We start from the raw sequence: 13,639 nt of genomic DNA, 5'->3' as shown, positions 1-13,639 counted from the left end.
TCCCTCACTGCTTGTTTGTTGTCGGATAGTCGCACAGTTCGACGATGACGCCGCCCGAATGACGTGGGTCCATATATATGAGACGTCGGCCTTTTGCCGTCGTCCGCAACGTGTCCTCTAAAAAGGAAATGCCGTCTCGTTTGAGCGACTCGATCGATTGGGTTAAGTCATCAACCCGGTAGGCGATATGGTGGACGCCTTTGCCTCGTGCTTTCATGAAGCGGGCGATTGGACTCGTCGGGCTCGTCGGCAACAACAGTTCAATCACATCGTCACCGACGTGGATGACGGCGATTTCCGTCTCGACGCCGACCGCTGTGTTTGTGTAGCGATCGACGAGCTTCCCTTGTAGGACGGTCGTGTAAAATGAAATCGCTTCGTCTAAATCACGGACAGCGATTCCGGTATGGTCAATGTGCATCTTGATCCCTCCTCACACTCTAGTTTGACGAAACTTGAACAAAATGTCACTTCACAACGTTTTGTCGGAATCCGATATACTGAAAGAGGGAGGGACGGCGAAATGAACGGAAAGATCACTCTTGGATTGATCAGCGCGTTCGCGCTGGTGTCATTTGTGTTTGGACTCTCACTTGCGACGTTTGTCGATTATCGGATCAATGAAGAACAAGTCGTCCTGGAACGATTGACGACACATAAAAAAATTGGTCCTGCTGAAATCTTGTCGACGGAAGTGGACTTTCATTTGAACGGTTCCAATTATGCCCTGCGTTTTACAGACGAGCCACATATCACCTATTGGTTCAGCGTGGCGGACCGCGAGATCCAATTCGATCGAATCGAATCGTTGGATCGGCGCGATACAGGACTTAGAACCGATCTTTTTGAACAGATGCCACCGCTCGCGATGGAATCGACAAACGCTGCCGAATGAAAACACGAAACGAACGAGTCCGATGAAGGACCCAGAACGTTTCGTGTTTTTTTACTGTTTACTGTACAGAAGGATAAGGGACCAATTCTTTTAAAAATGTATGAGTGCTGACAGATGTTTGGGTGGCTTTTTGTTTTAGTAGGGCGTCTCGCAAGCTTGGTTGGAGCGATGTCACGGTGACCTTGACGTCTTGAATCTTTTTCAACTTTATGAAAGATGATTGTTGGAGGAACGAGAGACCTTCTCGGGTCGTGAATGAGTCGCACGTCATGTGGAGCTCATGAATATGCAAGCGCGAGAACTCGATTCGGCTATACATCGTGCCCACGACAGCACCGTTCCGTCTCAATGAATGGAACGCACCTTGATTTCGATGACATTCGTCGATGGTTCTAGCCGAAACCGGTAAGGCGCCTGGCAAAAGACGGGCGTACTGATTGCGGGTCGATGTCCATGACGCATACGTTTCCGGATGCTCAAGGCAGAGTTGCCATTGCACGTATGTCTCTTTTTGGAACGGTAGTACAGGTAAATCATAAACGGTCGACTCAAGATGAGGTGTGAACCCGATGGCGGTGAACGAATCGAGTCGTTGAAGTGCCTTTGCGTTTTGGACATTTAAAGAGACCATCGTTTTTTGTCCGATATGCGGATGGAATTGATACAAGACGCGATCGATCAACCCACGCAATGCCGCGAAATTTGTATAGGCTGCATCAGTCATGCGAATCTGTTGGGTGGTGGGGAGGTCACGATAATCCACGGTGATGGCGGCCATGAGCTCATTTCCTAGCCAACCGGTATACAACGAGCACTGTGGTGGAAAGCTGAACAGATTCGGGACGTGCTGAGGGGGATAAAGATTGTGGAGCAATGGTCGAAGATGGGGTGGAAGTTCACGACTTTCTTTGATTGTAAAGGTCTGCTTCATCCGAGCGGTCCTACTTTCTATATAAAATGAGATACCCTTAAATTGTAAGCGTTACCACATTTAAATGCTCGTATTAAATTGATGAACATTTATTGGGAAATCAAGAGCGTATTTGTTTCAAAAAACACCCAAAAATCTTTCCGATTTGACGTGGAAATGGCGCAAGGACGAGACTCTATCTGGCTAAGACATACATAAAGAGGTTTGATGGCGGAGGATGAAACAGGGTGTGATATTTGTTAAAACGTAGAACAATCCAATTCAGGTTAAATGAAAAAGACATGCTATACTGATGGGTAAGAAACGAGTCAAGGAGACGACTATGCGATACGTAATAAGTTTTTGGTTATTAGCAGTAGTGTTGATGGGTATACCGCATACGACGCAGGCGGAAACGAATCCGATTGTTGTCCATGAGAACGTCATCGTTGACGAAGCGGTAGAACTATATGAAGGGTTTCGCTCCCCGAACGAGATGGTGTTCATTTTTGTATTGATTGTATTATTATCCGTGATTGGGCTAGGGATTATCAATGCGATTGAATAACGTGAAAACGTTCACAAAAATGCAATATCTGAATCGGAAGCGGTTTCAAATCTAATTTATACTAAACGTGTAGGAAGGAAGTTCTGCACCAACTTCCCCTCCTTTTCAGATGAACACCCCTCGTTCATATCATGTTTTGGAGTCAACCGACGCTGTCGATTGACTCCCTTTTTTGTATGATTAAAATTGGATTCGTTTTTCTTTGGCGAGTCGTCGCAGTCGTTTCGTTTCATTCGCGTGGCCACGACTTTCGAGCATATTCACATATACTTTGAACGGTTCTGAACGATGGGAGAAGAAAGGGATATATTCGGCGAACAACTTTTGTTCGGCTTCTGATAAATGGCCGCGCTCCACGAGTAATTCCAGCTCAAGCATCTTTAAGGCTTGATAATCGGCAAGGGCGTTCTCGTCTGTGTGGGCTTTGGCTAATGTGCGGTCGCACAACGTGGTCAAACGTTCACGGAGCAAATTCCATTCGGACGAATTATAAGATTGATCGAGGAGTGTCGAGAGCAGGTCGACCCGAGTCGAGTCAACATCTTTTGGGACATGGAGTGCGGTGTATAAGGAACGATCGATCCAAACGGCGGTCGTGGGGGCATCAAGTTGATAATACTGAATCAGTTGGGATAACATCGTGGTTTGAGACAATTTTAACAACCGGAAAGGATCGCTCGTTGTGAAGAGCGGTTCTTCTCCCGCTGAAGACGACAGCAACAAAAACATTTCTTCGTACATCGTCCGGGCCTCGGGCTCGTAATCCGCGTAATAGGCTAAATCGCGAATGATTTTTTTCGCATGAATGTACCAATTTTTTTGGTCACGTTCACTCATCACTTGGTTCGGGACTACATATAAGTGATCATAAGCCAATTCGACAAAACGTTCAGCGAGGACGATGGTTTGTGAGAGCGAATGACGTTCGTCTGACGATTTTTGTTCTTTATATCGTGTGAACTGGCTGACCATAAAGTCGATGTCTTTCTCTTCAATCACGGTTTTAGGGATGTTTCGATACATCTCGACAATCACATCGCGAAGCGTGGCTTCGCCGTACTGTTCTAGCAACATCCGTAACTTTCCGATACGCATTAGCTCTCCCTCCTTTCAAGAGGACGTCGAACAAAGTAACTGTCCGCAGATGGGCAGACACCAATTATTATTCCTTTCCCGCTTTCGATTCAAAACAACCCTTCCGTCTCATGCTTGAGACGGATTTTTACGTTAACCGTTGTCAGAAAAACGTTTGTCGATGATAATGTAGAAAAATCTAACCATAATTGAGGTATTGCATATGAATGACGATCAACACTTATCACGTGTCGAACGCAGAAAGCGTGAGCTCGAACGGGAACGGTTGAGTGAAGAGGCTCAGCTAAACGAACAAGCTCGACACGAAACGATAAATCATCAAACAAACGAAGAGAACCCGGAAAGATGGGAGACGGGCCGGCAAGCAGAGACGACACAAGGCGAGCATCCGTTTCTAAACCGAGCGCATGAACAGTCGTCTGAACAAAAAAAGAGAGCGCGCGACGTCCGGAAACCGAAAGCGAAGTTAACCCTTCCGTTCGGCACGAAACGTAAATCAAAGCCACGTCGAGAAGAACGACGGGAACCGAGACGCCAAACACGTGAACCGGAACGAACTCACGTCAAACATGAGGCGACCGCACCGAAAGACAAACCGCGCCGCCGGAAGTGGAAAGGGAAGCTATTGCTTGTCATGTTGCTCCTCCTCATCGGAGTCGGCTATATGGCAACGCGTCCTGTCACGTTTTTAGTGATGGGAAGTGACGCCCGCGTCGGAGAATCATTATCTGGATCACGGACGGACTCTTTACAGTTGATGGAATTTGTACCACGTTCACGCACTGTTCAAAACGTCTCGATTCCGCGGGACACGTATACAGCGATTCCTTGCGAACCAGAACGAGAAGGCGATAAAATCACCCATGCGTTCGCCTATGGCGGTGCGGATTGTACGGTCGGGGCGGTAGAAGGACTGACGGAAACCTCGGTCGACGGTCAAGTCGTGATCACGTTTGAAACGTTTATGGAATTGATTGACCTCGTCGGCGGCGTCAACGTCACAGCGACCCACTCGTTCAGCGAGAAAGGCTTCAATCAAACGTATGAGTACACAGAAGGAGTGTCTTACGCCATGGACGGGGACATGGCGCTCGCCTACGCCCGTCACCGGAAGACAGACACGGACGGTGCCCGCTCGAACCGTCAAACCGAAGTCATGTCGGCCGTCGCCGATAAATTGGCCAGTCCGACGGGGTGGACGAAAATCCCGGCGACGTATCGTTTCATGAAAGACGAGATGGGACTCGAAATGAATCCGTTGCAGATGGCATCGATCGGAATGACGATGGTATTACAGCCGCAGGTGGATAAACTTCAAATCGAAGGAGAAGACGCCTACATCGATAACGTCTATTACTATCAACCGACCGAAGCGAGTGTTCAAGCCATTCGTGACGCCCTCGACTTGACGATGTGGGGAACGGTGAGATAATTTCGCGAAAAGGGTTTGATTCCGTTCCGAAAGAGGAAATTTAATCAAATGAACTACTCTTTTAAGGAGGGAAATTTGAATGAAAGTTTTAGTCATTGGAGCAACAGGAAAAATCGGTAGACGTGTATTGAAAAGTTTAGCGAAATCGCATCAAGTGACCGCTTTAATTCGTTATCCTGAACTACAGGCAGAGTATGAAAAGATGGGTGCGCGCGTGCTCACCGTCGACGTCGAGAAAGAATTGGATAAAGGGATTCACGAGGCGACCTCGGGACAAGATGCCGTCATCATCGCGGCAACGGCAGGGGCAGATGGATCAAGCAAGGAAATCGAACTGCTGGACCGCAACGTCGCGATGAAAGCGATTGACGCTGCTAAAAAAGAACGTGTCCGTCACGTCGTCTTGCTCAGTGCATACGGCGCGGATCAACCGGACGCGGCACCGAAAGAACATTTCAACTTCTTGTCTGCCAATAACGCGGCCGATGAGTATATCGAACATAGCGGTTTAAACTACACGATCATTTGCCCAGTGACAATTGTAGATGGGCCAGGGAAAGGCTCGATTGAGGCATCGGAAGACTTGAGTGATGCGAATGGTGCGACGATTTCTGAAACGGACGTCGCGACGATCATCACCGCTTCGCTCGATAATCGTGGATTGTATGGCCGTCGGATCGAAGTGAAATCCGGCAGTACCCCAATCAATGAAGCACTCGATTTTGACAGTCGTGGGGAAGTGGCGACTGGAGGCAGAACAACGCTTCGTCGACCACAACGCTAACGAAAATCTGGAGGAGAAGGTGTCCTGATGGAACGAAAATTGTATAAAGATCCGTCTGATCAAATGATTGCCGGTGTCTGTTCGGGACTAGGGAAATACCTCGGGGTCGATGTCACGTTAATGCGCATCATCTTCGTCGTCCTCGCTTTGTTCGGGGGTCCTGGTCTATTGATTTATATCGTCCTGGCCATCGTCATGAAAAAACCGCCGTCAGAGTATGAGGCGGAGCAAGAAAATCGCTTTTAACAAAACGAGCTGACCGCATCGGTCAGCTCGTTTTTTATTCGGTATAGAGCGTGTAAGTCGCCTCGAACGACTCACCAGGGTCGAGCAATTGCATATCTTCTTTATGGTGGATGTCCTTCCGATGACCTTTGTAGTCAGCGTGTCCGAACCAAGGTTCGAGACAAGCGAACGGGGCGTCGGAGTGTGGAGGCGACCAGATGCCGAAATGGGTGAAGTGAGGGGATTCCATGACGATGGCCCGACCGCTCGGTTGATGTCGAAGCGCTGCGTACTCGATTTGTTCAAAGATGAGGGCATCTTGGTCGAACAAGTGATGCGTCAGCGGGATGTAACGGCGTTCCCCGAGAGGTTGATAGGCACCCGTCAAGTAAGGTCCTTCGAGCAATAGACGGTCGAGTGTTCGCGTCTCCCCAAAGTCAATCGTATAGTCTTCAAACGTCCCCCCGGCAAATGGGATATTAAAGGCCGGGTGCCCGCCGATGCTGAACGGGAGGACGGTATCATCTCGGTTGACGACACGATACGTCACGCTCAACTCTTCGCCGATGAGGCGATAGATGACATTCAGTTCGAATGAAAATGGATAGTGTTTACGCGTCTCGACAGAATCGCGCAGGATAAAGCGGACGTGTGTGTCTGTTGCCTCGGCGACCTCGAACAGTTCGTCGCGCGCAAATCCGTGTTGGCTCATCGTGTACGTCATTCCGTCATATAAGTAACGGTCGTCGAGCAGGCGTCCGACGAACGGAAAAAGGATCGGGGCTTGCCGGCCCCAATACGTTGGGTCACCTTGCCAGAGGAGCTCCGTCCCGTCGACGTTCCAACTGGTCATTTCGGCACCGTGTGCTTTTAGTGTGACGCTAACTTTCTCGTTGTAAAGTTGCAAGATAGTTACTCTCCTTTGAATGATATGATAAGTTAAGTTTAGGAGTGAACAGTACACAGAACAAGGGGTAAATCATGCGATTTCATAAACTAGCGATTGGATTGATCATGGCTGGCCTCGTGGCCGGTTTAGGCTATAAAGGATATGACGAGTTTAATAGTCAGGCGAAGGAACCGGCGGTCAGCATCGCCACGGACGATAGCGTACTTGGCGGTCTCGAGGTCGGTCAACGCGCGCCGGCCCTTGAACTGGAGACGGTCGAAGGGGAACGCCTATCGCTCGTTGATTACAATGGACAGCCGGTTGTAGTGAACTTCTGGGCGACGTGGTGTCCTCCGTGCCGTGAAGAACTACCTGAACTGATTAAATTTAGCGATGAGACGGGCGTCCCTGTGCTAGGCGTGAACATCACGAATAACGAACGTCGCGGCCGACGAGATGTCGATGCATTTTTAGAAGAAGTGCCGCTCAGTTTCCCGGTCCTGTTAGACGAAGACGGCGAGGCTGTAAAAACGTATCGCATTGTGGCCATGCCGACGACCTATGTCATCGGATCAGACGGTGTGATCACCGCCAAACAAGTCGGACCGGTCGATTTCGATTGGTTGCGAGACAAAACAAAGTAAATGAACGGACAAAGACAGACTGGGAGTGAACCGGTCTGTCTTTGTCTACTTTTTATAATGTTGTTTGATGAGCGCATCAAAATTCGGTGTCATGTCTTCCTCGAGATAATAGTGATGATTGTCTCGAATGATTGTATCGCCAACACGTGCTTCTGATGGCAAGAATCGTCTTGGGATGAAACTCGAGCCGTTGTTCCAACGTAACACGGCATACTTCCCTTCGACCCGCACCAATGTGCCGTACTTAATCATGCCTCTTCCTCCTCAACGAACAGCTTTCTGTCTCTTTATTCTTATAGAGTGTATTCCCACATTCCACAAAAGCTACACATATTTGCGCAAGGCTGGACAAGCAAATGGGAACTTAAAGAGGTGACAAAATTGTGAAGAAAGTTAGGAGAAAGCGCTTTCTTTTTTGTTTGTTTTCTTCTATAATGAAGGCACGGGGTGATTTTGACGAATTTGTGAACAATGGGGGTATGGTCAATGTTTTCATCAGCTATGATTGGATTGCTCGCCTTAACCGGCGTGACCATTTATGGGATTGACCGTATGTTCACGGTCCGTTCAGAGCGCATCACAAAGAAATAGGTCTACATAATAGGGGGGATCGCAACGTCTTGGGGAGACGTTGCGATTTTTTTGTGTCAATAATCTTGCTGCCGTGACTCGCGATCTTTCGCTTTTTGTTCGACGTGCTTACGGTTTCGTTCATGGACGCGTTGGAAAAAGGCGTGCTCGGGCCAATGGGGAGACCAAACGCGTTCTTCTGGCAAGGCGAGGATATATTCTTCGGCGGCGCTCAGTCGCTCCATCATTTTGCTGCGATCGTCGCATAAATCGCCGTGGCCCGGGACGAGCCACCGAATCTCATACTCATAAATGGCGGCTTGGAGTTTTTGCAAGGAATTCAAATACGCCTCGGCATCATGCTCGATGAACGGAGGCTCGATATTGGACCCGTAGTCGCCACAAATCAGGAGCCGCAGCGGTTCGACGATTAAAGACATATGAGTCGACTCGTGTCCTGGCGTCAATAAAAACGTGATGGGGGTAGAGCCGAGTGCGAGCGTCCCGTCCTCGGAGATCATGATGTCGACGGCCGGTTTGACGATGGGGCGATCGATATAATACTGCTCATAAAACGACTGGATCTCGTCTAACTGCGAGCGCGCATCCGTCTCGACGAACGCCTGAGATGCGATGACGGTCGCATCGGGAAACGCATAGGCACCGATAATATGGTCGTAATGCTGGTGCGTATAGATGACATACAGCTTTTTGCCTTCTCGACGCAGTTCGACGTCTCGGCGGATGGTGGCAATCTCTTCAGGCAGCCAGTTCGGATCGATGACGATTAAGCTCTCATTCGTCTCAATCAACGTCGAAGTCGTTCGCATGAGTGCACTTTCGTAAACAGTGAACGGTTGAAGACGTACTTGAATCACGGGAATCCCTCCTTCTTGTCTTCCATCCTTTTCCCGAATCGTCATCATTTAAGCGTCGCCGGTATGACTGCTATTATCGTGAAAAACAAAAAAAGCAGAACGTCGAATGACGTCCTGCTTCATGCACGGTGTACCGTGCGGTTATGTGTGCGAGCAAATTCTCGCGTATATGTCGGTAATTGGAGCGGGTGAAGAGAATCGAACTCTCGTCATCAGCTTGGAAGGCTGAGGTTTTACCATTAAACTACACCCGCATATGAAATTTTAAAATGGAGCGGGTGAAGAGAATCGAACTCTCGTCATCAGCTTGGAAGGCTGAGGTTTTACCATTAAACTACACCCGCGAAACGCTTAACGTTACGGTAATATAATAGCACAGGATTTTAGCTTTGCAAACCCTTTTTTGAAAAAACATTGGTTGTTGCGGCTAGGTCGTCTTGCTAAGATAATAGGAGAGAGGAGTGGATGGGGCATGAGTGAGCGTAAATCCTATTTACAGATGATGAGCGAGGGCTTTCGGATGATGAAAGAAGGCAAACAAATCAATCATGAGACGAAGCTGCGCCAATGGACATTCTCGATCAGCCGTGAAGCGAATTGGCATGTGATTCTCCGGACAGAGCGCTTGAAATGGGTCAGTCCGGCGACCGATCAGTTCATCATTGAACCGTTATTCGTCCGAATCGGGGCATTACAGCTCACGCGTCATCTCGAAACGAACGAAGTACGTTTGACTATCGATGAAGAATGGGGAATTGAAAGTAAGGTCGTCTGTGACGACCAGGAGTGGGAACGATTCGTCGCGTCGCTCAAACAGATGAAGGGGGAGTAGTCGTGAGTCGAGAAAGGCTATATCGGATTGAAGCGGAAGCTCGTGGGAGTGCCTGGCGGGCCCGTGTATTGACCGGCATCCAACGATTCCGCTTTTTTAAAGGGGAATTGCTCGCACCGACTGAACGCCCTTACGTCGTCTTGAGTATCTCTCAAGACATGCAGGCACTTCCCGATTTGATTGAGACGGATATGGGCGTCCTGCTCATCCATGAACGAATCGGCCCGATTTTTATGAATTTATGCCCATATGATATTCAACTCGTTCGAGTCGAGTTGCACACGAGCACCGGAAAGACGGATCAATACTGCGCACTCAACGTGCTACGCCGTTTCGAGATTGAACATCTTGAAGATTCGGGCGAATATCGACCGTTAGATCCGGACCGGCTCTATTTTTTGTCACGGCAAACCGTGAGACTAAATTTATTCGGGCATATGATTGCCCAAGATCGAAACAGCCAACGCCTTTACGTAACGGAACGTCTCAAATATGCGCTTCAAGCGAAAATGGTGACCGGGCTGGCATTCAAGAAAACGAAGGAGCAAACAGCATGAAGGAATACGAAATTGACGGTTGGATCCGTCTAGACTACCCAGAACACTTTGAATACAACGAAGAAGAAGACCATGTCAGCTTTTACTCTGTCGAGGCAGATGCGCAAGGGACGCTTCAAATGTCCATTTATGAAGCGGAGGAAGCACAAGCCCCGAGTGACGCCGCGCTTCAAGAATTGAACACGTTTTTAGGTGAGTTCCCGATCGACGTCAAAGTCGCCCCAAGCGTCACGTCGGAGGCCGGTGGTATGACGACGGCCTATGCGAGCGGAATTGAAGACGGCATGCATCTCGATGTATGGTCGTTGACAGACGGGAAGCGACTTTTGTTTTTGACGTATGTCGCCGATGAAGTGACGAATGAGAAGTTAGAGATCGAATCGATTATCGACTCGATCGAGTGGACATAAAAAGAGACACGCGCCAACGTCGGCTGCGTGTCTCTTTGTGTCTTACTGGAATTTCGGAACTTCGAAGTAAAGCGTGTAAGCGTCGAGCTGTTGATACATGTTGTAAATATTGGCCGTTTGTTTTGTTGCCCACGAAATATCGGTGGCATATTGATACGTACCTGGATTGCTCGGATTGAACCGCATCTTATAGAGCGTGTTCTGTTTCCGGTTCGGGTTGTTGATATACGAGTCGCCGATGAACTTGGCCCCGCCGATGATAGCGGCTTCCGGTGTGAACCAACCTTCTTTATAAGCGCGCTCAGCACCTTTAACATGGGCGTTCCCGTCAATCGCACCGATGCCGTACATATTGTAGACGGTCTTCGGCGTGACGGCTTTGCCGTCGACGCTCGAGACGACTGTCCCGTTGGCGAGTGCGGACGTTCCGTGTCCCGTCTCTAATAACGCATGCGACAACAGATAAATCTCGTTGACGTTGTGCGTACGTGAGGCGTCGATGAACGCTTGGCCACGGCCTGCTAAAATCCCTTTGCCGACGAGCGATTTGTTCAACACGGTCGCTGTCAAATCGGCACTCTTCGACAAGTCGAGGAATTGGAAATATTCACGCGACGTCGTCGCGAACGAAGTCGGTGAAACTTGACGTGTGATTTCTTCATCCGTCGCAAGACGCCAATTCCGGTCATAGACGCGAATATTGTATCCACTCGGGCGATAGTAGCTGATTGTGTAATACTGACCGATTTCACCGGTGATGGTCACCTTCTCACCCGGGTTGATCACCCCGAACGAGTGCGCCGTCAATGAGGCATCTTTCAACACCTTGACGTTTCCAGCAACGTTGGCGGCGCTGACATATCCCGTCAATAGACCCGATTTTACTTTATACCAAGTCGTCGAGCCGACCTTTTGCGTGCCGAGATATTCGAGCTTCGTATTGCTCGAGAGGCTAGTCAAGCTGGCAGCCGAAGATGAGGCGGTTGCTTTCAAGTACTGGAATGAAGTTGTAAATAGCTCTGTCGAGGCGATTGTCCCGGTCGTGGCAGTCGTTGTCGCACGAGTGATGTATGATTTCGGCACATACGCGTTCGCGGCGCGATATGCGTCCGACTGGGCGAACACGTTGCGCTGCTTCGTGACCATCGTCGCGAGCGTATACGGATAAGCCGTCTCTGTGATCACCATCTCTTTACTGCCGGCAACAGGCGGCGTGTACGGTTTCGTATACGTGAGGGAGATGTACCCTTTCACGAGCGAACCGTTGACGAGATACGAGATGACGCCCCAGTCGCTGCCGACGATTGGTTTCACTTTGACGACCGTGCCGTTCGCGAGCGTGCCGATAACGTTTCCGTCTACCGGTTTCGTCCGGACGTTCAACGTGCCATTGTTAGCGACGACGACCTCGACTTCCCGTTCAGCTTCTAACTGTTCTTCCGGAGCCGGTGGCTTGTCGGCGAAATAAGCGGCGGTCGCATAGCCCGTGAGCGAGCCGTACTTGATTTTGTACATCGAACTCGTCAAGCCAGCCTCAGAAATTTGCTGAACTTTCGTTCCCGTCGGAATGACGGCGATTTTTGTTTTCGGTGAAACAGACCGGTCATAGAGGACGACTCGTTGCGTCGTATAATAATCGGTCACGACGATCACCTCCGGTTTGTCGACTGAGAAATGGCGTGAAGCTGCATAGCCCGTTTTCCCGTCGTAACGTACTTTAAACCATGAGCTCGACAATCCACTCTGCGAAATCTGCTCGATTTTCGCGCCGAATGGAATCGTGTCAATTTTCGTCGCACCCGAAGCCGATGAATTATACATCGCCACGTTGCGAATCGCGTAATAAGGTTTGATCACAATCACTTCTGGCGGAGTCGTCGAGAAGTTTCGAGCCGCGGCATAGCCGGTCACGCCATCATATTCAATCTTGAACCACGAACTTGCGAGTCCGGCCTCTGACACTTGTGTCACTTTGCTACCGGCCCGGATTGTCCGTAGACGTTCCGCCCCTGAAGCTGATGATTTATACAAGACGAGGTCACGAGCGGCATAGTAAGGCGTCCGCACGACGGTTTCTGGTTTTGTCTTTGAGAAATTACGTGCTGCCGCATAGCCGGTCACGCCATTGTAGCGGATTTTGAACCAAGATGAGCTCAGCCCTGGCATCGCGAGTTGTTCGACTTGGGCACCGAGTGGGATCGTCGCGATTTTCGCCGCGCCCGAGGCGGAACTGTTATAGAGAGCGACGTTCTTGACCGCGAAGTAAGGGGTCGTCGCTTCCGGCGTCAAGAGCGAAGTCGAGAAGTTCCGGGCCGGGGCGTATCCGACGGTCGAGCCGTACTCGATTTTAAACCACGAACCGGTCGCGCCGAGTGAGGCGAGGTGCGTCACTTTGGCACCTGCCGGAATCGTTCCAATTTTCGTCGCCCCTGAACCTGTCGAGTCATACAGCACGGCTGTCTTGACAGTATAGTAAGACGTTTCGACAGGCGTCGTCGGTGTGAAGTAGCGGGCTGCAACGTAACCTGTATATTTCCCGTAAGTCACTTTCATCCACGAGCCGGTCGCGCCGTGCGAAGAGATATAGGTCACGGTCGCGTCTTTCGGGATCGTCGTGAGGATGACGGCAGAAGTCGACGTCGACGAACGCAAGTTGACGTTCGCGTCCGCTGTGTAGGCCGATGCCGTTGTCGTCGCTGTCTTTTCAACGGTTGATTTCAATGTCAAATACGTCGCCGACACGTAGCGTTTTTCGCCCTCGAATTCGATTTGGGCCCAGTTATCGTTCGTTGTGTACACTTGAACGGTCTCGCCTTGCGTCAATTTCCCGACAATGTCCGAAGTGGTCGAAGTGGCGGAACGTACGTTTAAAATAGATGTATTCACGGTTCCTTCGTATGTTGCTGCATATGAATGAGCGGGAACAAGCGTACTCAACATTGTGCTAGAG

At 49.8% G+C, this 13,639-nt stretch carries 16 protein-coding genes and 2 tRNA genes; 9 read left to right on the top strand and 9 right to left on the bottom strand.

Annotation, left to right across the window (positions count from 1 at the left end; genetic code table 11):
- Positions 1-4: 4 nt before the first annotated feature.
- On the bottom strand, positions 5-421 hold the full coding sequence (locus tag KNP74_RS10580; RefSeq protein WP_138859966.1) for a VOC family protein: 417 nt from the start codon (positions 419-421) through the stop codon (positions 5-7).
- A gap of 102 nt (positions 422-523) precedes the next feature.
- Between KNP74_RS10580 and KNP74_RS10575 the strand changes: the two genes are divergently transcribed.
- A complete protein-coding gene (locus tag KNP74_RS10575; protein WP_034781184.1) occupies positions 524-895 on the top strand; it encodes a hypothetical protein in 372 nt (123 codons plus the stop codon).
- 58 nt (positions 896-953) lie between these two features.
- On the opposite strand, the gene KNP74_RS10570 is transcribed toward KNP74_RS10575, so the two are convergent.
- The gene (locus KNP74_RS10570) at positions 954-1,826 is read right to left on the bottom strand and encodes a hypothetical protein (RefSeq protein ID WP_214764240.1); all 873 of its coding nucleotides are present in this window, start codon (positions 1,824-1,826) and stop codon (positions 954-956) included.
- 322 nt (positions 1,827-2,148) lie between these two features.
- Here KNP74_RS10570 and KNP74_RS10565 point away from each other — a divergent pair, with 322 nt between their 5' ends.
- A complete protein-coding gene (locus KNP74_RS10565; RefSeq protein WP_214764239.1) occupies positions 2,149-2,373 on the top strand; it encodes a hypothetical protein in 225 nt (74 codons plus the stop codon).
- Between the two features lie 180 nt (positions 2,374-2,553).
- On the opposite strand, the gene KNP74_RS10560 is transcribed toward KNP74_RS10565, so the two are convergent.
- The gene (locus tag KNP74_RS10560) at positions 2,554-3,468 is read right to left on the bottom strand and encodes a hypothetical protein (RefSeq protein ID WP_214764237.1); all 915 of its coding nucleotides are present in this window, start codon (positions 3,466-3,468) and stop codon (positions 2,554-2,556) included.
- A 202-nt stretch (positions 3,469-3,670) separates the two neighbouring features.
- Between KNP74_RS10560 and KNP74_RS10555 the strand changes: the two genes are divergently transcribed.
- From KNP74_RS10555 to KNP74_RS10545, 3 genes are all read left to right on the top strand, one after another.
- A complete protein-coding gene (locus KNP74_RS10555; protein ID WP_214764236.1) occupies positions 3,671-4,900 on the top strand; it encodes an LCP family protein in 1,230 nt (409 codons plus the stop codon).
- 79 nt (positions 4,901-4,979) lie between these two features.
- Positions 4,980-5,684 carry an SDR family oxidoreductase gene (locus tag KNP74_RS10550; RefSeq protein WP_034781176.1) on the top strand — a complete coding sequence of 235 codons (705 nt, stop codon included), beginning with the start codon at positions 4,980-4,982 and terminating at the stop codon, positions 5,682-5,684.
- Between the two features lie 27 nt (positions 5,685-5,711).
- Positions 5,712-5,930 (top strand): PspC domain-containing protein, encoded by a 219-nt coding sequence (locus KNP74_RS10545; RefSeq protein ID WP_034781174.1) that lies wholly within the window; start codon positions 5,712-5,714, stop codon positions 5,928-5,930.
- A gap of 34 nt (positions 5,931-5,964) precedes the next feature.
- On the opposite strand, the gene KNP74_RS10540 is transcribed toward KNP74_RS10545, so the two are convergent.
- The gene (locus KNP74_RS10540) at positions 5,965-6,816 is read right to left on the bottom strand and encodes an aldose 1-epimerase family protein (protein WP_251130152.1); all 852 of its coding nucleotides are present in this window, start codon (positions 6,814-6,816) and stop codon (positions 5,965-5,967) included.
- A gap of 74 nt (positions 6,817-6,890) precedes the next feature.
- Between KNP74_RS10540 and KNP74_RS10535 the strand changes: the two genes are divergently transcribed.
- Positions 6,891-7,442 carry a TlpA family protein disulfide reductase gene (locus tag KNP74_RS10535; protein ID WP_214764235.1) on the top strand — a complete coding sequence of 184 codons (552 nt, stop codon included), beginning with the start codon at positions 6,891-6,893 and terminating at the stop codon, positions 7,440-7,442.
- Positions 7,443-7,487: 45 nt separating this feature from the next.
- On the opposite strand, the gene KNP74_RS10530 is transcribed toward KNP74_RS10535, so the two are convergent.
- The 4 genes from KNP74_RS10530 to KNP74_RS10515 all read right to left on the bottom strand — a co-directional run bounded on the left by KNP74_RS10530 (position 7,488) and on the right by KNP74_RS10515 (position 9,234).
- A complete protein-coding gene (locus tag KNP74_RS10530) occupies positions 7,488-7,694 on the bottom strand; it encodes a DUF3006 domain-containing protein (protein ID WP_016508383.1) in 207 nt (68 codons plus the stop codon).
- 395 nt (positions 7,695-8,089) lie between these two features.
- Positions 8,090-8,890 (bottom strand): MBL fold metallo-hydrolase, encoded by an 801-nt coding sequence (locus KNP74_RS10525; protein WP_214764234.1) that lies wholly within the window; start codon positions 8,888-8,890, stop codon positions 8,090-8,092.
- A gap of 180 nt (positions 8,891-9,070) precedes the next feature.
- Positions 9,071-9,144, bottom strand: a tRNA-Gly gene (locus tag KNP74_RS10520).
- A gap of 16 nt (positions 9,145-9,160) precedes the next feature.
- A tRNA-Gly gene (locus KNP74_RS10515) sits at positions 9,161-9,234 on the bottom strand.
- 128 nt (positions 9,235-9,362) lie between these two features.
- On the opposite strand from KNP74_RS10515, the gene KNP74_RS10510 reads away from it, so the two are divergent.
- From KNP74_RS10510 to KNP74_RS10500, 3 genes are read left to right on the top strand one after another with little or no spacing between them, the layout of a single operon-like run.
- Complete coding sequence (locus KNP74_RS10510) at positions 9,363-9,722, top strand: hypothetical protein (RefSeq protein WP_214764233.1); 360 nt, start codon at positions 9,363-9,365, stop codon at positions 9,720-9,722.
- Positions 9,723-9,724: 2 nt separating this feature from the next.
- Positions 9,725-10,279 (top strand): hypothetical protein, encoded by a 555-nt coding sequence (locus KNP74_RS10505; RefSeq protein ID WP_034781166.1) that lies wholly within the window; start codon positions 9,725-9,727, stop codon positions 10,277-10,279.
- Positions 10,276-10,689 (top strand): hypothetical protein, encoded by a 414-nt coding sequence (locus KNP74_RS10500; RefSeq protein WP_034781164.1) that lies wholly within the window; start codon positions 10,276-10,278, stop codon positions 10,687-10,689. Before KNP74_RS10505 ends, KNP74_RS10500 begins: the two co-directional genes overlap by 4 nt.
- A gap of 42 nt (positions 10,690-10,731) precedes the next feature.
- Here the strand turns inward: KNP74_RS10500 and KNP74_RS10495 are convergent, their stop codons facing one another.
- Positions 10,732-13,575, bottom strand: coding sequence for an SH3 domain-containing protein (locus tag KNP74_RS10495; protein WP_214764232.1), 2,844 nt, complete (start codon positions 13,573-13,575; stop codon positions 10,732-10,734).
- Between the last annotated feature and the right edge of the window lie 64 nt (positions 13,576-13,639).

The organism is Exiguobacterium sp. s141, assembly GCF_018618085.1.
GTDB lineage: Bacteria > Bacillota > Bacilli > Exiguobacteriales > Exiguobacteriaceae > Exiguobacterium > Exiguobacterium mexicanum_A.
Note: the sequence above shows the minus strand (reverse complement) of the source record. Positions and strands in the feature narration are given on the sequence as shown.